Annotated in this window: 19 protein-coding genes; 8 read left to right on the top strand and 11 right to left on the bottom strand. The window is 72.0% G+C overall.

The window, feature by feature from the left end; genetic code table 11:
• Window positions 1-29 precede the first annotated feature (29 nt).
• Complete coding sequence (locus MTQ12_RS12605) at window positions 30-1919, top strand: heavy metal translocating P-type ATPase (protein WP_247618879.1); 1890 nt, start codon at window positions 30-32, stop codon at window positions 1917-1919.
• A 12-nt stretch (window positions 1920-1931) separates the two neighbouring features.
• Window positions 1932-3368 (top strand): NAD(P)H-quinone dehydrogenase, encoded by a 1437-nt coding sequence (locus MTQ12_RS12600; RefSeq protein ID WP_137319236.1) that lies wholly within the window; start codon window positions 1932-1934, stop codon window positions 3366-3368.
• Between the two features lie 54 nt (window positions 3369-3422).
• On the opposite strand, the gene MTQ12_RS12595 is transcribed toward MTQ12_RS12600, so the two are convergent.
• The 3 genes from MTQ12_RS12595 to MTQ12_RS12585 all read right to left on the bottom strand — a co-directional run bounded on the left by MTQ12_RS12595 (window position 3423) and on the right by MTQ12_RS12585 (window position 7001).
• Window positions 3423-5213, bottom strand: a complete 1791-nt coding sequence (locus tag MTQ12_RS12595) for a biotin carboxylase N-terminal domain-containing protein (protein WP_247618878.1) — start codon at window positions 5211-5213, stop codon at window positions 3423-3425.
• 124 nt (window positions 5214-5337) lie between these two features.
• Window positions 5338-6054 carry a nucleoside triphosphate pyrophosphatase gene (locus MTQ12_RS12590; protein WP_137319238.1) on the bottom strand — a complete coding sequence of 239 codons (717 nt, stop codon included), beginning with the start codon at window positions 6052-6054 and terminating at the stop codon, window positions 5338-5340.
• The gene (locus tag MTQ12_RS12585) at window positions 6051-7001 is read right to left on the bottom strand and encodes an SGNH/GDSL hydrolase family protein (RefSeq protein WP_247618877.1); all 951 of its coding nucleotides are present in this window, start codon (window positions 6999-7001) and stop codon (window positions 6051-6053) included. The genes MTQ12_RS12590 and MTQ12_RS12585 overlap by 4 nt, the downstream gene beginning before the upstream one ends.
• A 48-nt stretch (window positions 7002-7049) precedes the next feature.
• Here MTQ12_RS12585 and MTQ12_RS12580 point away from each other — a divergent pair, with 48 nt between their 5' ends.
• A complete protein-coding gene (locus MTQ12_RS12580) occupies window positions 7050-8516 on the top strand; it encodes an AI-2E family transporter (protein ID WP_137319240.1) in 1467 nt (488 codons plus the stop codon).
• A 106-nt stretch (window positions 8517-8622) separates the two neighbouring features.
• Here the strand turns inward: MTQ12_RS12580 and greA are convergent, their stop codons facing one another.
• Together greA and MTQ12_RS12570 are read right to left on the bottom strand one after the other, a co-directional pair.
• Entirely contained in the window at window positions 8623-9120 is a 498-nt protein-coding gene (greA, locus tag MTQ12_RS12575) for a transcription elongation factor GreA (protein WP_137319241.1), read from the bottom strand.
• 99 nt (window positions 9121-9219) lie between these two features.
• Window positions 9220-9645: a DUF4307 domain-containing protein gene (locus MTQ12_RS12570; protein ID WP_137319242.1), complete on the bottom strand. Its 426-nt coding sequence runs from the start codon at window positions 9643-9645 to the stop codon at window positions 9220-9222.
• 131 nt (window positions 9646-9776) lie between these two features.
• Here MTQ12_RS12570 and mca point away from each other — a divergent pair, with 131 nt between their 5' ends.
• Both mca and MTQ12_RS12560 read left to right on the top strand, forming a co-directional pair.
• A complete protein-coding gene (gene mca, locus MTQ12_RS12565; protein WP_247618876.1) occupies window positions 9777-10760 on the top strand; it encodes a mycothiol conjugate amidase Mca in 984 nt (327 codons plus the stop codon).
• Window positions 10757-11089, top strand: a complete 333-nt coding sequence (locus MTQ12_RS12560) for a hypothetical protein (RefSeq protein ID WP_247618875.1) — start codon at window positions 10757-10759, stop codon at window positions 11087-11089. The genes mca and MTQ12_RS12560 overlap by 4 nt, the downstream gene beginning before the upstream one ends.
• Window positions 11090-11104: 15 nt before the next feature.
• Here MTQ12_RS12560 and MTQ12_RS12555 read toward each other — a convergent pair whose 3' ends face one another.
• Window positions 11105-11866, bottom strand: a complete 762-nt coding sequence (locus MTQ12_RS12555; protein WP_247618874.1) for a hemolysin III family protein — start codon at window positions 11864-11866, stop codon at window positions 11105-11107.
• A 60-nt stretch (window positions 11867-11926) separates the two neighbouring features.
• Between MTQ12_RS12555 and uppS the strand changes: the two genes are divergently transcribed.
• Together uppS and MTQ12_RS12545 are read left to right on the top strand one after the other, a co-directional pair.
• Complete coding sequence (gene uppS, locus MTQ12_RS12550; protein ID WP_247618873.1) at window positions 11927-12715, top strand: polyprenyl diphosphate synthase; 789 nt, start codon at window positions 11927-11929, stop codon at window positions 12713-12715.
• 203 nt (window positions 12716-12918) lie between these two features.
• Window positions 12919-14223 (top strand): PhoH family protein, encoded by a 1305-nt coding sequence (locus MTQ12_RS12545; RefSeq protein WP_247618872.1) that lies wholly within the window; start codon window positions 12919-12921, stop codon window positions 14221-14223.
• Between the two features lie 25 nt (window positions 14224-14248).
• On the opposite strand, the gene MTQ12_RS12540 is transcribed toward MTQ12_RS12545, so the two are convergent.
• From MTQ12_RS12540 to glpX, 5 genes are all read right to left on the bottom strand, one after another.
• A complete protein-coding gene (locus MTQ12_RS12540) occupies window positions 14249-14731 on the bottom strand; it encodes an FABP family protein (RefSeq protein ID WP_247618871.1) in 483 nt (160 codons plus the stop codon).
• The gene (locus tag MTQ12_RS12535) at window positions 14728-15384 is read right to left on the bottom strand and encodes an SAM-dependent methyltransferase (RefSeq protein ID WP_247618870.1); all 657 of its coding nucleotides are present in this window, start codon (window positions 15382-15384) and stop codon (window positions 14728-14730) included. The genes MTQ12_RS12540 and MTQ12_RS12535 overlap by 4 nt, the downstream gene beginning before the upstream one ends.
• 111 nt (window positions 15385-15495) lie before the next feature.
• Window positions 15496-16899, bottom strand: a complete 1404-nt coding sequence (locus MTQ12_RS12530; RefSeq protein WP_247618869.1) for a class II fumarate hydratase — start codon at window positions 16897-16899, stop codon at window positions 15496-15498.
• 83 nt (window positions 16900-16982) lie between these two features.
• Entirely contained in the window at window positions 16983-17603 is a 621-nt protein-coding gene (locus MTQ12_RS12525; RefSeq protein ID WP_137320441.1) for a carbonic anhydrase, read from the bottom strand.
• Window positions 17604-17694: 91 nt separating this feature from the next.
• Window positions 17695-18828: a class II fructose-bisphosphatase gene (gene glpX, locus MTQ12_RS12520; protein ID WP_137319250.1), complete on the bottom strand. Its 1134-nt coding sequence runs from the start codon at window positions 18826-18828 to the stop codon at window positions 17695-17697.
• A gap of 103 nt (window positions 18829-18931) precedes the next feature.
• Between glpX and MTQ12_RS12515 the strand changes: the two genes are divergently transcribed.
• A complete protein-coding gene (locus tag MTQ12_RS12515; RefSeq protein WP_247618868.1) occupies window positions 18932-19504 on the top strand; it encodes a DUF4245 domain-containing protein in 573 nt (190 codons plus the stop codon).
• The last annotated feature ends 27 nt before the right edge of the window (window positions 19505-19531 follow it).

Raw genomic sequence — 19531 nt, 5'->3', positions numbered from 1 at the left:
GACCGGGCGCGGTGGCCGACACTGGTGGTATGAGGATCGTCGGCTTCTTCCGCAGCTATCCGCTGGTCGCGCTCGCCCTCGCCGCGCTCGTGCTCACCCTCGGCCTGCTCGGCCTGGGAGCCCCGGGTGCGGCGCAGATCCTCGCCACCGCCGTCATCGCCCTCGTCGTCGTCCTCACTGCGATCGACATGGTCCGCGACCTCCTCGCCGGCTCCTGGGGCCTCGACGTGCTCGCCGTCGTCGCGATGGTGTCCACAGTGCTCGTCGGGGAATACGTCGCTGGCCTCATCATCGTGCTCATGCTCACCGGCGGCGAGGCGATCGAGGACTACGCCGCCGGGCGCGCCGGCCGCGAGCTCGACGCCCTCATCAGCCGCGCCCCGGCCTTCGCCAACCGGCTGACCGCTGCGGGGGAGATCAAGCGCATCCCCGTGCGCGCGGTGGCACCCGGCGACCGCCTCCTCGTGCGCCCGGCCGAGGTGCTGCCCGTCGACGGGGTGCTCGAGGACGCGCACGCCTCGATCGACGAGTCCTCCCTCACCGGGGAGCCGCTGCCCGTCACCCGCACCGCGGGCGAGGAGGTGCACTCCGGCACCGTCAACGGCACCGAGGCCTTCACCATGCGGGCGACGGCGACGGAGCAGGACTCGCAGTACCACGCGATCGTCGAGCTCGTCGGGGAGGCGGTCGCCTCGAAGGCGCCGATGGTGCGCCTCGCGGATCGCTACGCCGTGCCCTTCACCGTGCTCTCCCTCCTCATCGCAGGGATCAGCTGGGCGGTGAGCGGCGAGGCGGTCCGCTTCGCCGAGGTGCTCGTCGTCGCCACCCCGTGCCCCCTCCTCATCGCCGCGCCGGTGGCTTTCATGGGCGGGATGAGCCGCACCGCTCGGATCGGCGTCATCGTCAAGAACGGCGGGGCGATCGAGACGCTGTCCCGCGTCCGCTCGGTCGCCTTCGACAAGACCGGCACCCTGACCCGGGGGCGCCCGGAGATCCGCGCCGTCCATCCCGGATCCCTCCCCGCCGACGAGGTCCTCGCGCTCGCCGCCGGGGCCGAGCAGTACTCCGTGCACGTGTTCGCCGCCCCGATCGTCGCCGCCGCCCACCGCCGGGAGCTGCGGCCGGCCGAGGTCGCCGAGGCCGCCGAGGTCGCCACGAACGGGGTGCAGGCGACGCTGGCGGACGGCACCGAGGTGCGGGTGGGCAAGCCCGCCTTCGTCGCCGAGCGGGTGCCGGGACTGCGGCGCACACCGCTCACGGCCGGCGAGACCGCGGTCTACGTGTCCCGCGGGGACGAGCTCGCCGGGACCATCGTGCTCGCCGACCCGGTGCGTCCCGAGGCGCCGGGCACCGTGGCGGCGCTCCGCGGCCTCGGCGTCGAGCGCTGCGCGATCCTCACCGGCGACGTCGCCCCGACCGCGGAGTCGATCGCCGCGGAGGTCGGCATCGACACCGTCCACGCCGAGTGCACCCCGTCCACCAAGGTCGACATCGTCGCCGCCGCTCGCCCCCGCCCGGTGCTCATGGTCGGCGACGGCATCAACGACGCCCCCGTGCTCGCGGCCGCCGACGTCGGGATCGCGATGGGCGCACGCGGAGCGACGGCGGCGAGCGAGGCGGCCGCCGCGGTCGTCACCGCCGACGACATCTCCACCGTCGCGCAGGCCGTGGCGATCGCCCGGCGCACCGTGCGGATCGCGCTGCAGAGCATCTGGCTCGGCATCGCGATCTCGCTGGGGCTCATGCTCGTCGCCGCCTTCGGCTTCCTCCCCGCGGTGCTCGGTGCGATCCTCCAGGAGGGCGTCGACCTCGTCGCGATCCTCGGCGCCATGCGCGCGCTCGGCGGCGGCCCGATCGCGGTGCCGCCGGCGTCGGGGGAGGACCATCCCGGCGATTTCGTCAGCCCCGAGCGGGTTTGACATGATGAGCGGGTGAAGAACGTACTGGATCCCGCGCAGAACCGAGTCGTCGTCATCGGCGGCGGCCCCGGCGGCTACGAGGCGGCCCTCGTCGCCGCACAGCTCGGCGCCGACGTCACCCTCGTCGAACGCAACCGCTGCGGCGGTGCGGCAGTCCTCACCGATGTCGTGCCCTCGAAGACGCTCATCGCGACCGCCGAGCTCATGGGCGACATCGCGGAATCCGGGTCGCTGGGCATCCGCCTCGACGACACCGACACGGGGGAGGCCTCGGACTCCACCGGCGGCCGGATCCGCGCCGACCTCGGTGCGATCAACACCCGGATCCTCGAGCTCGCCAACGCCCAGGCCACCGACATCCACCACGGCCTCGTGCGCGCCGGGGTCACCGCCGTCAAGGGGCAGGCGCGCCTGACCGGCCGCAGGCAGGTCGAGATCTCCCCGGCCGACGGGGAGGCGTACTCCGTCGAGGCCGATACCGTGCTGCTCGCGGTCGGCGCCCACCCGCGCGAGCTGCCGAGCGCTCAGCCCGACGGCGAGCGGATCCTCACCTGGACCCAGCTCTACGGCCTCGCGGAGCTCCCGGAGCACCTCGTCGTCGTCGGCTCCGGCGTCACCGGCGCGGAGTTCGCCTCGGCCTACAACGCGCTCGGCTGCCAGGTCACCCTCGTGTCCTCGCGCGACCGGGTGCTCCCCGGCGAGGACAGCGACGCCGCGGAGGTGCTCGAGAACGTGTTCCGCTCCCGCGGCATGAACGTGCTGTCGCGCTCGCGCGCGACATCGGTCGAGCGCACGGAGACCGGGGTCGAGGTCACCCTCGAGGACGGCCGCACGGTGGCGGCGACCCACTGCCTCATGGCGGTCGGCTCGATCCCGAACACCGAGGACCTCGGACTCGAGGCGGCCGGGGTGCAGACGGAGGAATCCGGCCACATCACCGTCGACGGGGTGTCGCGCACCTCGGCACCCGGCGTCTACGCCGCCGGGGACTGCACCGCGGTGCTCCCGCTCGCCTCGGTCGCGGCGATGCAGGGACGGATCGCGATGTGGCACGCGCTCGGCGACGCAGTCTCCCCGCTCAAGCTGCGCAACGTCGCCTCGAACGTCTTCACCGCCCCGGAGATCGCCACGGTGGGCTTCAGCCAGGCCGACTACCTCGAGAACTCCGACGAGGTGGAGACGGTGACGCAGACGCTGTCGACGAATCCGCGGGCGAAGATGCAGGAGATCACCGACGGCTTCGTCAAGATCTTCGCCAGGCGCGGCTCGGGGTCGATCCTCGGCGGCGTCGTCGTCGGCCCCAAGGCGAGCGAGCTCATCCTGCCGATCACGCTCGCCGTCGAGAACCGCCTCACCGTCGATCAGCTGTCCTCGAGCTTCACCGTCTACCCCTCGCTCAGCGGCTCGGTGACGGAGGCGGCGCGCAAGCTCCACCACCACGCCCGCTGAGGCCGGTGCGCCCACGCCGTGCGCTGAGACAGGTGCCGAACCCGGCGGGCGGGCTCAGGCCTCGAACTCGACGAGCGGCTCGCCGGCGCGCACCGTGGCGCCCGGCTCGACGAGCACGCGCGCGACGGTCGCGGCGTGCGTCGCGGTGAGCGGCTGCTCCATCTTCATCGCCTCGATCACCGCGAGCCGCTGACCGGCCTCGACGGTGTCGCCGGCGGCGACCTCGACGGACACGATGGTGCCCTGCATGGGAGCGGTGAGGCGCGGCGAATCGTCCTCGCGGCGCGAGCCCTGGCGGCGCAGGCCGCCGCGCCGGGTGGCCGACCCGGGAGCCGCCGGGCGGGCGAGCTCGGCGGGGACCTTGACGGTCATCCGATGGCCCTCGACCTCGACGACGATGTCGATGACGTCCTCGGCGGGCTGGGTGTGCACGGACATGGGTTCCTCCGGAGTGTCGAACTGGGGCATGTAGGTCGACTGCAGCCAGTGCGTCGACACGGTGAAGTCCTCGGCGAAGGCCGGTTCGTCGACGAGCCGGCGGTGGAGCGGGATGAGGGTGCGCACGCCCTCGATGGTGAACTCGTCGAGCGCGCGGCGGGCGCGGGCGAGCGCCTGCGCGCGGTCCTCACCGGTGACGATGAGCTTGGCGAGCATCGGGTCGAAGTCGGTGCCGACCTCGGTGCCGGTGCCCACGCCGGAGTCGAGCCGGATGCCCGGCCCGGCCGGCGGGATGTAGCGGGTGATCCGACCGGTCGCGGGGAAGAAGCCGCGGCGGGCGTCCTCGGCGTTGATCCGGAACTCGATCGAATGGCCGCGCGGGGCGGGGAGCTCCGGCGGCAGGGATTCGCCGGCGGCGATCCGCAGCTGCCAGGCGACGAGGTCGACCCCGGCGACCTCCTCGGTCACCGTGTGCTCGACCTGGATCCGGGCGTTGACCTCCATGAATGTCGGGCGCCCGTCGCGGCCGAGCAGGAACTCGCACGTCGCTGCGCCGACGTAGCCGACCTCGGCGAGGATGCGCCGCGAGGCCTCGGTCACCGTCTCCTGCTGCTCGGGTGTGAGGAACGGGGCGGGCGCCTCCTCGACGATCTTCTGGTTGCGCCGCTGCAGGGTGCAGTCGCGGGTGGACACCACGTGGACGGTGCCGGCGGCATCGACGAGGCACTGCGTCTCGACGTGCCGGGGGTCGACGATCTGCTGCTCGAGGAGGCACTCGCCGCGGCCGAAGGCGCTGCGCGCCTCCCGGGTGGCGGACTCGAGGGCCGGCTGCAGCTCGGAGGCGTCCGCCGCGGTGCGGAAGCCGCGCCCGCCGCCGCCGTAGACGGCCTTGACGGCCACGGGGTAGCCGATCTCCTCGGCGATCCGCCGGGCCTCCTCCAGGCCCTCCACCGCGCCGCCGGAGCCGCGCGTGATCGGGGCATCGACGGCCTCGGCGACGGCGCGGGCTCCGGCCTTGTCGCCGAGCCGGGCGATCGCCGCCGGCGGCGGGCCCACCCACACGAGGCCGGCGTCGAGCACGGCCTGAGCGAAGTCGGGGCTCTCCGCGAGGTACCCGTAGCCGGGGTGCACGGCGTCGGCGCCGGACCTCCGGGCGAGATCGAGGAGTCGGGTGATGCTGAGGTAGGTGTCGGCGGGTCCGAGCCCGTCGAGCAGCCAGGCGTCGTCGGCGAGCCGGACGAAGTCGGCGTCTGCGTCCGGCCGGGTGTAGGCGGCGATCGCGCGGATCCGGAGGTCGTGGCAGGCGCGGATGATGCGCAGGGCGATCTCTCCGCGGTTGGCGATGAACACCGCGCGGACCGGCCGGTGCGTCACGCTCGCGGAGTACTCCGCGGCCAGCTGACTCATGTGGGGGACTCCTGAGGGCAGAACGATGTGGAACAGGTCAAACCTAGAGAGTCCCGCCAAACGCTTGTGGCCGATCGACAAAAGACCTGTGCGAACTTCTCTCAGCGCTCCGGGAGTGTCGCGCTCAGTCGCGGGCGTCCCACAGGGACGGCCAGAACACGCCGAGCCCGGTGACGAGCCGGCGGAGCACCGGCAGGCTCAGGCCGATGACATTGTGGTGGTCGCCCTCGATCCCGGTGACGAAGGCGCCGCCGAAGCCGTCGATCGTCAGTGCGCCGGCGACCTCGAGGGGCTCCCCGGTGGCGATGTAGGCGTCGAGCTCGGCCGGGCTCGGCCGGGCGGTGCGGATGACGGTGCTCGCCGTCTCGACCGTGATGCCGGTGAGGCCCCATCCCGCCTGCGCGTGCCCGGACGCGGTCGGTGCTGCGTCCGGGGCGGGGCTCCCGGCGGGGGCGTTGCGGTCGAGCCGCGCGACGCAGTGACCGGTGTGCAGGAGGGCCGTGGTCCCGCCCATCTCCTCCCACACCCGGCGGGTCGCCTCGGCGGTGTGGGGCTTGCCCACCGGCCTGCCGCCGAGCTCGAGGATCGAGTCCGAGGCGATGAGCACCGCGGTGCCGGAGTCCCCGGGGATCTCTGCGGTGCCGGTGAGGATGCGGTCGAGCACGGTCCGGCCCTTCGCCTCCGCGAGCACCCCGGCCAGCGTGCGGACATCGGCATCCGGATGGGCGGCCTCGACGGCAGCCTCGTCGACGCCGGAGACGATGACGTGCGGCGTGATGCCGGACCCGGCGAGGATCCTCCGGCGCGACGGCGAGGCGGAGGCGAGGACGACGGCGGTCATGCGGAGAGCTCCTCGGGATCGGCGGCCGGTCCTGCGGAGGCCGAGGGTGGGGGTGCGTCGTGCTCCGCGGCGGGGTGCGCGGTGGGCTCGGTGCCGGAGGCGATCGACACGGGCGCGGCGAGGTCTTCGGCGATCCGGTGGACGATCGCCGCGGCGAGCTGCGCGCAGCCGAGCACGCTCGGATAGCGGCCGCCGGCGCTGACCAGCCCGATCCGGGTGGTGCCGGTGAGCGTCTGGTTGAGCGACACGGGCAGCGCACCGGTGCTCACCGCGGTCAGCCACTGGGAGCCCGACAGCACACGCGAGCTGCGGCGGAGCACGTCGCGCAGCGGTCGGCCGATCGAGGGGAGGAGACCGAGGTTGGGCACGGTGAGCACGATGACCCGGTACCCGCCCTCGCGCTGCAGTCGGTTGATCACCGTCGACAGGACCGGCAGCCCGATCGTGCCGCTGATCGGATGGACGAGGTCGGCGGTGCCCATCGACACGACGGCGTAGCGCGGTTCGCCGCCGCCGGTGCGCGAGCGGCGCATCCGGCGGTCGGTGAGCACGGCCGACACCTGCCCGAGGAGGTCGTCGGCCCCGGCGGACGGCGCGGCGACGACGCGCAGCCGCACGTCCTCGCCGACGAGGCGGGCCACGCCGCGGGCGATGAGCATCCCCTGGGTGCGGCGTCGGGAGCCGACGTCGAGGCCGGCGACCCACGAGTCCCCGAGCACGGCGACGGCCGGCAGGTCCTCGTCGGCGCGGCTCTCGACCAGCGGGATGCCGCGGCCGGTGGAGCGGTCGACGCGGAGCGCGGGCTGCGGCACCGGGCGGCGACCGTCCTGCTCGACGGCGGTCCGCAGACGGGCGGATTGGAGGCGCAGCTGCACGCTGCCGAGCGCGAGCCCGAGCGCCGGCATGCCGACCCCGAGCGCGAGCCCCCACTTCGTCGTTCGCCGCATCTCCGTCCTTTCGGTTCCGTGGCGAGTCTAGGCGATACAGTGGGGCCCATGGCCAACGAGACCCGGACCGGGATGACCCGGCGACTGCGCAGTGTGTGGGACGAATTCAGGCTCCGTCGCGACCAAGCGGTCCAGCGCCCCGGCGGCAGCTTCGGCACCCTCGCCCCGGGGCCGGCGGTCTACGCCGAGCCGACCGAGGACGAGCTCGGGCGCGGGGCCTACGAGCCCTACGTCGCCCCGCCCATGCGGCTCGCCGCGGCGTGGAGCTGGCGCACCATCGTCGTGCTCGCCGGGATCGGGGTCGCGCTGTGGCTGCTGTCCAAGGTCAGCATGATCGTCCTGCCGGCGCTCATCGCGCTCCTCATCTCCGCGCTCCTGTCCCCGCTCGTCGGCCTGCTGCGCCGGATCGGGCTGCCCCAGGTGCTCGCCTCGTTGATCTCATTCGTCGGCTTCATCGTGTTCGTCGTCGGCCTGCTCTACCTCGTCGGCCAGCAGATCGTCGTCGGCTTCACCGACCTCGCCGACCAGGTCGTCGCCGGCTTCCGCTCGATCAGCGACTGGCTCCAGGGCAATCCGTTCGGCCTCGAGTCCGCGCGCATCTCCCAGGCGATCGACGACGGCGTCAACCAGGCCACCGTCTACCTGCAGGGCCACTCCTCGCAGATCCTCGGCGGGGCGGTCGGCGCGGCGAGCTCGGTGGGCAGCTTCCTCACCGGTCTCCTCCTCACCCTGTTCACCGCCTTCTTCTTCCTCTACGACGGCCGCAGCATCTTCAGCTGGTTCGTCGGGCTCCTGCCCAAGCCCGCCCGTGCCCAGGCGGAGGGCGCGGCGCTGCGCGGCTGGCAGACCCTCGTCCAGTACGTGCGGGTGCAGATCATCGTCGCCGGCGTCGACTCGGTCGGCATCGGCATCGGCGCGTTCTTCCTCGGGCTGCCGCTCGTCATCCCGCTCACCGTGCTCGTCTTCCTCGGCTCCTTCATCCCGATCGTCGGTGCGGTGGCCACCGGCGCCATCGCGGTCATCGTCGCGCTCGTCTCGCAGGGCTTCGTCTCCGCGCTCATCATGCTCGGCGTCGTGCTCCTCGTGCAGCAGATCGAGGGCAACGTCCTGCAGCCGTTCATCATGGGCAAGGCCGTCTCCGTCCACCCGCTCGCGGTGGTCCTCGCGGTGGCCGCCGGCGGGTTCCTCTACGGCATCCCCGGCGCGCTCTTCGCCGTCCCGCTCATCGCGGTGATCAACACTGTCGTCCTCTACCTCTCCGGCAAGGACGTCTTCGCCCCGGACGAGGAGGCGAAGACGACGGTCGAGGACGGCGAGGAGAGACCCGTGCTCGACGACGACCCGGACGACTCCCCGCTGCGCACCTCGCTGCAGGAGGAGCAGGACCCGGCGCCGCAGGCGCACGGATCATCCGCGCGCGGGTCGCAGGCGAAGGACGCCGCGCAGGCACGCGGCACAGATGCACCGGCCTCGGGGCGCGGACCCGGCTCGGGGGATCCCGACACCCGGCTCTGAGTCGGGGTCCGGCCGCCGGGCGCACCGACGCGAACGGCCCGGGGCGTGAGCCCCGGGCCGTTCTGCTGCGTCGATCGCTGCGTGCCGGATGGTCTCCGGCGGCGCATCAGCCGGTGTAGGCCTCGATGCGCTTGACGGTGACGGCGATGGTCTTGCCGCTGGGCGCCTCGTACTCGGCGGTGTCGTCGACCTTCTTGCCGTTGACGGCCGCGCCGAGGGGAGCCTGCTCGGACACGACGTTGATCGTCTCGTTCTCGTCGACGATCTCGCGGGAGCCGAGCAGGAAGGTGAGCTCGCGGCCGCCGGCGTCGACGGTGATGACCTTGCCGGGGGAGACCACCGTGGTGTCGGTGTCGGTCTCGCCCACCTGGGCGCGCGCGAGCAGGTGCTCGAGCTGACGGATCCGGGCCTCCTGCTTACCCTGCTCCTCGCGTGCGGCGTGGTAGCCGCCGTTCTCCTTGAGGTCGCCCTCGTCGCGGGCGGCCTCGATGCGCTCGGCGATCTCGACACGACCGGGCCCCTTGAGGTGCTCGAGCTCCTTGGTCAGGCGATCGAAGGCCTCCTGGCTGAGCCAGGTCTCCTCACCCGTGATGTCCTCGGTCATGTCACTCCTAATCCCGGCCGCAGGCTGCGGCCGAACTGCAATGAGAACTCCCGGGAGCCGGTCGGCTTCCGGGAGTGAACAGTGTTCGAAGGCTCCAGTTTAGTCGAGGAACCAGCAGGAATCCACATGCCCGCTCGCCGCGAGCTGGGTGGTCGCGATGTCGAGGCGGAGCTGCGCGGGGCGGGATTCGTCGGCCGCCGGGTCCGGATCGACGGTGACCTCGCGGAAGCCGACGATCGCCTCCTGCTCGTTCGTCGCCTGCACGATGCACTCGATCGTGCGCTCGGCGTCCGGGACGACCGACACGTGGGCGATGGTGCGGGTGGAGTCGACGACCTCGTAGCCGATCGTCGTGGGATCGGTCGGGGTGGTGCGCGGGGCGAAGGAGTACCACGCGGCGAGCGCGATCATCACGGTGATGCCCGCGGCGGCGGCGATCGCGAGGCCGCGGCGGCGCGGCGGTCGGCGGGCCGGTGGACGGGCGCTCCCGTACCGTTCGGCGATGGCGGCCTGTGCCGTGGTCATATGCTGTCGATCCCGATTCGTCTCGTGTCCGTGCGGCGCACTAATCTAGAGTAGTCGAATTGTCGTCCCTCCGGAGAGCCCGCCCCCGCGGTGCGGACCCGGTGGGCCCGTGTCGAGAGGTTCCGCCACCCATGAGTCACCCGTCCTCGGAGTCACTGCCCTACCACGGACTGCGTCTGCTGGCGGTGCACGCTCACCCCGACGACGAATCCTCCAAGGGGGCGGCGACGACCGCCCTCTACGCCGAGCGCGGGGCGCGGGTGATGATCGCGACGATGACCGGCGGGGAGGCCGGGGACATCCTCAACCCGGCGCTGCTCCAGAGTCCGCAGGCCGCCCGCGACATCGCCGGGCTGCGCCGCGACGAGATGGCCCGCGCGGCCGCCGAGCTCGGCGCCGAGCACCGCTGGATCGGCTTCGTCGACTCCGGGCTGCCCGAGGGCGACCCGGCCGTCGAGACCCCGCACGGCTGCTTCTACCGGACCCCCACCGCGGTCGCCGCACGTCCGCTCGTGCACCTCATCCGCAGCTTCCGGCCGCACGTCGTCACCACCTACGACGAGCTCGGGGGCTACCCGCACCCGGACCACATCAAGACCCACGAGGTGACGATGGCGGCAGTCGAATCCGCCGCCCACCCGGAGGACAACCCGGAGCTCGGCGAGCCCTGGCAGGTGCAGAAGGTCTACTACAACCAGGACCTCTCCCCGACGAAATGGCTCATCATCCACGAGCGGATGCTCGCCGACGGGCTCGAATCGCCGTTCGGCGAGATGCTCGAGCGCTACCGGGAGCGGGCGGACACGCGTCGCACCTGGCTGTCGACCCGGATCGAGTGCCGCGAGCACTTCGAGCAGCGCGACCGTGCGCTGCTCGCCCACGCCACCCAGATCGATCCGGAGGGCGGGTTCTTCACCGGGGCCCGTGAGGCCTCGAAGAAGTACTGGACCTCGGAGGAGTTCGAGCTCGCCCTCGACTTCACCGGACGGGACCCGCTCGACGGCGCACAGGAGTTCGTCGAATCGGATCTGTTCGCCGGCGTGATCGACGACTCAGGGCGGCGAGTGCCCGACACCGGACCCCTGGGCCAGGGTGCCCGAGAGGACGAGGGATGAACGCCGCACTCATCGCGCTGGCCCAGTCGCCGGCGCCCACCGAGGACATCGAGTACCCGGACCCGGTGCTCGTCACCCCGGGCACCATCGGCTTCCTCGTGACGTTCTTCATCGTGGTCGCGGCCATCTTCCTCATCCGCGACGCGCTCAAGCGCGTGCGCCGCGTGCGCGCCAAGGACCACGCGGTCGACCGCTACCCGATCCCGATGCGGCGTCCGGGCGAGGAGAACCAGCCCCTCAACCACGGCCACGACGGGCAGGGCGATGCCGTCGGACCCGACTCGGATGTCGCGGACACGGATGCCGGGGACACCCCGCCTCGCACCTGAGCCGGACCGCCCGGCTCAGAGCTCGGGGTTCGTCGTCACCGCGCCGACGAGCAGGGCGGCGAGATGGCAGCCGAAGCCGAGCACCGTGAGGGTGTGGAAGATCTCGTGGTACCCGAACACCCGCGGGGCGGGGTCGGGCCGCTTGATGCCGTAGATCCCCGCGCCGGCGATGTAGAGCGCGCCGCCGACGATGACGAGGATCGCGACCGCAGGGTTCTCCTGCCAGATCTGGGGCAGGTAGCCGACCCCGGTGACCCCGATGCCGACGTAGACGGGGACGAACAGCCAGCGCGGGGCGGTCGTCCACACGATCCGGAAGATCACCCCGAGGATCGCACCGATCCACATGATGCTCAGCAGCACGGTGGCCGCGCCGCGATCGAGCATGAGGACGGCGAGCGGCGTGTAGGTGCCGGCGATGATGAGGAAGATGTTCGCGTGGTCGAGGCGGCGCAGGAGCAGCCGCACCCGCATCCGCCAGCGCCCGCGGTGGTAGACGGCCGAGGTGCCGAACAGCATCATGCCGGTGACGGTGAACACCGCCGCGGCCATGCGCGAGGCGATGGTGGGGGAGAGGATGATGAGTGCGAGCCCGCCGATCACGGCGAGCGGGAACGCCCCGGCGTGGATCCAGCCGCGCCACGAGGGCCTGATCTGCCCGGCCAGCCGGCTGAGCTCGAGGCGGATCGCGCGGCCGCGCCGGCTGCCGTAGAAGCTGCCGCCGCCGGCGGGTGCCTCGGAGGGGGGCTCGGGCGGCCGGGTGACGGGGGAATCCATGACACCGATTCTATCGGGCGCCGCATGCCGCGCCCGCGCGGGCCGGGTACGCTGAGGACCATGCGCGTGAAAGGAACTCTGCAGTCGGCGCTCTACCGACTCTACGACCGCCGCATCGTGCGCAGGATCGCCCCCGGCGAGCAGGTGCCGCGCCATGTCGGGATCATCACCGACGGCAACCGGCGCTGGGCCAAGGAGTTCGGCACGACCACCGAGCACGGCCACCGGATGGGCGCCGGGCGGATCCTCGAGTTCCTCGGCTGGTGCGAGGAGATCGGCGTCGAGGTCGTCACGCTCTATGTGCTGTCGAAGGAGAACCTCGCCCGGCCCGCCGAGGAGGTCGCGGCGCTCACCGACATCATCGCCCGGATGGCCTCGGACATCGCCGACCGGGAGACCGCCTCGGTGCAGCTCGTCGGTGACCTGGGGATGATCCCCGAGCCGCTGCGCTCCCAGCTCATCGGCGCCCAGCAGCGCTCCGCCTCCGGCGAGCCCACCGCCAAGCTCCTCACCGTCAACGTCGCGGTGGGCTACGGCGGCCGCCAGGAGGTCGTCGACGCGGTGCGCAGCTGGCTCACCGAGGAGCGGGCCGCCGGGGCGACGATCGACGAGGCGCTCGAGAGCCTGAGCGAGGCCTGCATCTCCGAGCACCTCTACACCAAGGGACAGCCGGACCCGGACCTCATCATCCGCACCTCCGGCGAGCAGCGCCTGTCCGGGTTCCTCATGTGGCAGTCCGCGTACTCGGAGTTCTACTTCTGCGAGGCCTACTGGCCCGACTTCCGGCGCACCGACTTCCTCCGCGCCGTGCGCTCCTACGGGCAGCGCAACCGCCGCTACGGGCGCTAGCCGCACCCGAGGGAAGATGCCGGCGCTGCGATTCAGCCGCTGTTCATCCTGCTGTCACACGCCGGTCCGGCGCGCCGCCGGTCGCGACCGGGAGCCACGGGTAGGTTGAGAAGCAGTTGGCCGACACCAACCCGGGGTGCACATCTCGTCGGGGAAGGACAGGGAACGGGCGCCTCGGCAGACGATGCACAGGGGAGCCCAACATGACCGCATCATCCCGCACCACCTACGTCCTCGACACTTCGGTGCTGCTGTCGGATCCGAACGCGGTGTACCGCTTCGCCGAGCACGAGGTGGTGATCCCGCTCATCGTCGTCAGCGAGCTCGAGGGCAAGCGCCACCACCCGGAGCTCGGCTTCGCCGCCCGCAAGGCGCTCAACATGCTCGACGAGTTCCGGCAGGAGTTCGGCCGTCTCGACGAGTCGCTGCCGCTCGGCGAGGAGGGCGGATCGCTGCGGGTCGAGATCAACCACGTGGACTCCTCGGGCATGCCGGTGGCGTTCGACCGCGGGGAGAACGACACCCGCATCCTCGCCGTCGCCCGCAACCTCCAGGCCGAGGGCGACGCCGTCATCGTCGTGACGAAGGACATCCCGATGCGCGTCAAGGCCTCCGCGCTCGGCCTGCGCGCCGAGGAGTACCTCGCCGAGCTCGCGATCGACTCCGGTTTCACCGGCCTGTCCGAGGCGGCGCTCGACGAGGCGGAGATGAAGACGCTGTTCGACACCGGGCACCTCGAGACCGAGGCCGTCGCCGGGGAGATCGTCAACACCGGGCTCGTGCTGAGCTCGCCGCGCGGTTCCGGGCTGGGCCGGGTCGTGGGGCCGAACCGGATCAAGCTCGTGCGCGGGGACCGGGATGTGTTCGGCGTGCACGGGCGCTCCGCCGAGCAGCGGATCGCGATCGACCTCCTCACCGATCAGGACATCGGCATCGTGTCCCTCGGCGGGCGGGCGGGCACCGGGAAGTCCGCACTCGCGCTCATGGCCGGCCTGCAGGCCGTGCTCGAGGACCGCACGCAGGAGAAGATCATGGTGTTCCGGCCGCTCTATGCCGTCGGCGGGCAGAACCTCGGCTACCTGCCCGGTTCCGAGGGCGAGAAGATGAACCCGTGGGCGGAGGCGGTGTTCGACACCCTCGGAGCCCTCGTGTCGAAGAACGTCATCGACGAGGTCGTCCACCGCGGGCTGCTCGAGGTGCTGCCGCTCACCCACATCCGCGGCCGCTCCCTCCACGACGCCTACGTCATCGTCGACGAGGCGCAGTCGCTCGAGCGCAATGTGCTGCTCACGGTGCTCTCGCGCCTCGGGCAGAACTCGCGCGTGGTCCTCACCCACGACGTCGCCCAGCGCGACAACCTGCGGGTGAGCCGCCACGACGGCGTCGCCGCGGTGATCGAGAAGCTCAAGGGGCACCAGCTGTTCGCCCACATCACCCTCACCCGCTCCGAGCGCTCGGCGATCGCGGCCCTCGTCACGAGCGTCCTCGAGGAGTACGACATGCACTGACCCGGTGCGGGTGCGCAGCGGAGGCTCAGGGCTCTGCCGGGGCCCGCTCGAGCCGCGCGGCGAGGTGGTGGGTGAGCGGCAGGCCCACCGCGGCCATCGCGAAGTCCACGGCGAGCACGTCGCCGGAGAGCCGGTAGACCCGCTCGGTCGTCTTCACGGGCTTCGCGCTCGCGGAGTTGACCACCCGGGAGCGCAGGCGGATCTCGAAGCCGTCGTCGTGTGCGGCGAGCGTCCCCTCGGCGAGCTCGGTCTGCCCGGTGGGCTGGGCGAGGACGATCTCGATGCGCCCCTCACCGGGGGAGCGGAGGAACCCGGTCTCGGTGTGGAGCGGCCGGCCGTCGGGCGCCCAGGTGCGCTGCCGGTAGGCGAGGAACGGCTTCCCTACGTCGGTGAAGGTCAGCTCCTCGGTGTAGTCGAAGGAGTCGATCGTCGGGTACTCGCCGTGGCCGGGCCCGCGCCACACCCCGAGCAGGGCGGAGAGCGGGACGAGGTGCGGATGCAGGGTCATGCCCCATGGTAGGCAGGCGGCCGGTGGGCCGTCACCCGGAAGCACTTCTGCGTCACCTGGATCGGGGCGGCGTCGAACCGGGCGAGGGTCTCGAGGTGGTCGTCGACGGCGAAGCCCGGGACGTCCCAGGGGACGAGCCCGAGGTACTCGACGAGCGCCTCGGCGTCGCAGAACTCCATCGTGCCCGCCCAGTCCTCGGCGCGGTCCACCGTGAGGCCTGCGGCGGCGAGCTCCGCGACCATGATCGGCAGGCGCACCTCCGGGTGGAGCGGCGCGCCGCCGAACCACTCGCGCAGCTCCCCGGCCTCCGAGTCGTAGGGGAGCACCGCGATCCCGGCCGGGGCGAGGGCGGCCCCGGCGACGGGCAGATTCGGCTCCCACCCCTCGGTCGCGGTCACGGTGCGCCGCTGCTGCCCGGGTTCTGCCGGTGCGGTCCCCGGCGGCAGGCCGGCGAGGAGGGCGAGGAGCCGCTCGCCGCCGCCGGTCCCGAGGTCCGCTGCGGTTCGGGACGCGCCCAGCGCGGTGCGGCAGTCGGCCTCGAAGTCCCACGGCGGGTCGTCGGCGCGCAGCCGGCCGTCGAGGCGGGAGAAGTCCCAGCCGGTCATCGTCGCCTCCGCATGCGCGGCGCGCAGGCGGTCAGCGAGCTCGCTCATCGCTCGTCTCCTGTCGAACAGCATCGAGCGGTCGCTTCCCTGGCGTTCCGGGGCAGGAGGCCGGAGGGGAGCGACCGCTCGATGACGGTGACGTCGTGGGCGTCGGTGCTTCTACCTGTAGTCGCCGATCATCGTGGTGACGTCGAGGGCCTTGTCGAGGTCAACCTCGGTGATCGAGCCGTCCTCCACGAAGCCGAGGTCGATCGTCGCCTCCTTGACGGTCATCTTGTTGTTCACCGCGTGCTTGGCGATCTTCGCCGCCGCCTCGTAGCCGATGACCTTGTTGAGCGGGGTGACGATCGAGGGCGAGGCCTCGGCGAGGAAGCGGCAGCGCTCCTCGTTCGCGGTGAGCCCGTCGATCATCTTGTCGGCCATGACGGTGGAGACGTTCGCGATGAGGCGGATCGACTCGAGGAGGTTCTTCGCCATCACCGGGATGCCGACGTTGAGCTCGAAGGCGCCGTTCGTCGAGGACAGGGCGACCGTGGTGTCGTTGCCGATGACCTGGGCGGCGGCCTGGATCGCGGCCTCGCAGATCACCGGGTTGACCTTGCCGGGCATGATCGACGAGCCGGGCTGGAGGTCGGGGATGTGGAGCTCGCCCAGGCCGGTGTTCGGGCCCGATCCCATCCAGCGCAGGTCGTTGTTGATCTTCATGTAGCTGTAGGCGATCGTGCGGAGCTGGCCGGACACCTCGACGAGGCCGTCGCGGTTGGCCTGCGCCTCGAAGTGGTTGCGCGCCTCGGTGATCGGCAGGCCGGTCTGCTCGGCGAGGAGCTCGACGACGCGGGAGGAGAAGCCGGCCGGGGTGTTGATGCCGGTGCCTACTGCGGTGCCGCCCTGGGGGACCTCGGCGACGCGGGGGAGCGAGGCCTGGATCCGCTCGATGCCGTAGCGGATCTGCGCGGCGTAGCCGCCGAACTCCTGGCCGAGCGTCACCGGGGTGGCGTCCATGAGGTGGGTGCGGCCGGACTTGACGACGTTCTCGAACTCCTTCGCCTTCTTCTCCAGCGACGTGGCGAGGTGCTCCATCGCGGGCGTGAGGTCGTGGACGAGCGCCGAGGTCACGGCCACGTGGACCGAGGTCGGGAACACGTCGTTCGAGGACTGCGAGGCGTTGACGTGGTCGTTGGGGTGGACCTCGATGCCCTCGCCCTCGAGCGCACGGGTGGCCAGGGTGGCGAGCACCTCGTTGGTGTTCATGTTCGAGGAGGTGCCGGAACCGGTCTGGAACACGTCGATCGGGAACTCCCCGTCGTGCTCGCCGGCGATGACGGAGTCCGCGGCGGCCTGGATCGCCTTCGAGCGGGCGGCATCGAGGACCTCGAGCTCCTCGTTCGCGCGCGCCGCGGCCTTCTTGACCTGGGCCAGCGCGGCGATGTGGGCGCTCTCGAGCGTCGAGCCGGAGATCGGGAAGTTCTCGACGGCGCGCTGCGTCTGCGCCCGGTAGAGGGCCTGGGCGGGGACCTTGACCTCGCCCATGGTGTCGTGCTCGATGCGGAATTCTTCGCTCATGCTTCTTCTCAGCTCCTTGCTGGTGTCGTGATGCGGGCTGCGGGCCCGCGCCTCAGGGGTCGGGGGTGTGGGCGGCGGTCGGATCAGGCGGCGGGTTCGGGGGCGGAGTCGGCCTGCGGCGTCTCGGTGACGCCGCTCGCATCGAGCTTCGCGACGAGGTTGACCCGGCCGTCGGCGAGCCGGTAGGTCAGCCCGGCGATGACGAGGCGGCCGTCCTCGACGGCCTGCCGCAGGATCGCCGAGCGCTGGGGGAGACGGCGCACGGTGTCGATGGTGTTCTGCACGACGGTGCCCTGGACGTCGCCGCGCCCCGCGCCGGTCGCGCGGACCACCGAGGGGAGCAGCTTGGACACGACGTCGGAGATGAAGCCCTCGGGCATGTCACCGGTGGCGAAGGAATTCAGCGCGGCCGTGATCGCCCCGCAGCTGTCGTGTCCGAGCACGATGAGCAGCGGGGTGCCGAGCACCTCGACGCCGTACTCGAGGCTGCCGATCGTCACCGAGTCCGCGACCTGGCCGGCGGTGCGGACGACGAACATCTCGCCCAGCCCGACGTCGAAGATCATCTCCGCGGCGACGCGGGAGTCCGCGCACCCGAACAGGGTGGCGAAGGGGGCCTGTGCAGCGGTCAGCGCCTCGCGGCGGGAGGCGTCCTGGTTGGGGTGCGCCGGGGTGCCGTCGACGAACCGCTGGTTGCCGTCCATGAGGCGCCGGTAGACCTCCGAGGGGGTCTGCGCCTGCTGCGGTGCGCTCGCGGATCCGGGCGCTGCCCGTTCCGGGGAGCCGGATCGCGGATCAGACGAGGCCACGGCGCGCGGCCTCCTCCGCGGCTTCGACGTAGGAGTGGGTCTTCTCGAGCTGGTGCTCGGCGTAGACGTTGCGCACGGTGCCGGACTTCGAGCGCATGACGAGCGAGTGGGTGAGCACCCGCCGTCCTTCGTAGCGCACACCCTCGATGAGGTCGCCCTCGGTGATGCCGGTGGCGACGAAGTACGTGTTGTCGCCGGTCACGAGGTCATCGGTGTTGAGCACGGCGCCGAGCTCGAGGCCGGCGGCCTCCGCGTTCTCCCGCTCCTCGTCCGACTGCGGCCACAGGCGGCCCTGGATCACGCCGCCGAGCGCCTTGATCGCGCACGCGGTGATGATGCCCTCGGGGGTGCCGCCGATGCCCATGAGCATATCGATGCCCGAACCGGGGCGGCACGCGGCGATCGCCCCGGCGACGTCGCCGTCGCTGATGAGGCGGATGCGGGCGCCGGCCTGCCGCACCTCGTCGATGAGCTGCGCGTGGCGCGGGCGGTCGAGGATGACGACGGTGACCGAGGACATGTCGGTGCGCTGGCCCTTGGCCTTGGCCACCCGGCGGATGTTCTCCGCCACCGGCAGGCGCAGGTCGATGGCGTCGGCGGCCTCGGGGCCGGTGACGAGCTTCTCCATGTAGAACACGGCGGACGGGTCGTACATCGCGCCGCCCTCGCTCACCGCCATGACGGAGATCGCGTTGGGCATGCCCTTGGCGGTGAGCGTGGTGCCGTCGATCGGGTCGACGGCGACGTCGCACTTGGGCCCCTGGCGATCGCCCACGGACTCGCCGTTGAAGAGCATCGGCGCCTCGTCCTTCTCACCCTCGCCGATGACGACGGTGCCGTCCATCCGGACGGTGGAGATGACGTTGCGCATCGCGGCGACGGCGGCGCCGTCGGCGGCGAGCTTGTCGCCGCGTCCCACCCACGGGGCGGCGGCGATCGCCGCGGCCTCGGTGACGCGGACGAGCTCGAGGGCGAGGTTGCGGTCGGGCCCGCCCTCGGCGTCCCGGAGCTTCTGGGTCCAGGAGTCGGTGACCGCGACGGGCGGGGTCTCGGCACGGCCTCCGCCGTGGTGCGCCTTCTCGGTCTGGGCTGGGGTCTCTGACGGCGTCGTCTCACTCATAGGCTCATTGTGCCACCCGCGCGGGCCGGGCAACCACCGCCCCGGCATCGGTTCGGTGCTTCCCCGGTTTGGACCGGTGCCCGCGACACGGGACAATGGCCGGGTGAGTGACACAGGAAGAGTCCCGGTGCAGCCCGGTTCGCGCGAGGAGATGCGGCGCATCCGGATGTCGTCCAACTGGGTGAACATGGTGATCGCGCTCGGCGTCTGCCTGGCCGCGGTCCTCGTCGCGTTCGCTTTCGTGCCGCGTCCGGAGATGGAGCTCACCCGAGAGGTCGACTACGTCGGGATGGCGCAGTCCGCCCAGACCTCGGCCGACTTCACCCTCGCCGTGCCCGCGCTCCCCGAGGGGTGGACGAGCAACGAGGCGAACCTCGAGCCCATGGGCACCCCGGCCGTGGAGACCTGGTACGTGTCCTGGGTGGGCCCGGAGCGCGAATGGATGTCGCTGCGGCAGTCGCAGGGCAACGACAACTGGGTGCGCTCGATGGTGACCGACGAGCTGTCCGAGTCCGGCACGCGCGAGATCGCCGGGCAGACCTTCACCGCCTATGAGAACTCCCGCGGCGACCAGGCGCTCGTCGGCGAGGTCGACGGCACGACCGTCGTCCTCAAGGGCACCGCCGCCTGGGAGACCTACGACCGCTTCGCCACGGAGATCGTCGAGGGCGCCTGAGCGGCGGCGTGCGCGGACCGCTCTCAG

Origin of the sequence: Brevibacterium sp. R8603A2, assembly GCF_023072605.1 — a bacterium.
In the GTDB taxonomy this organism is placed as follows: domain Bacteria; phylum Actinomycetota; class Actinomycetes; order Actinomycetales; family Brevibacteriaceae; genus Brevibacterium; species Brevibacterium pityocampae.
The sequence above is the reverse complement of the archived record's forward strand: the minus strand, read 5'-3'. Positions and strand labels throughout refer to the sequence as shown.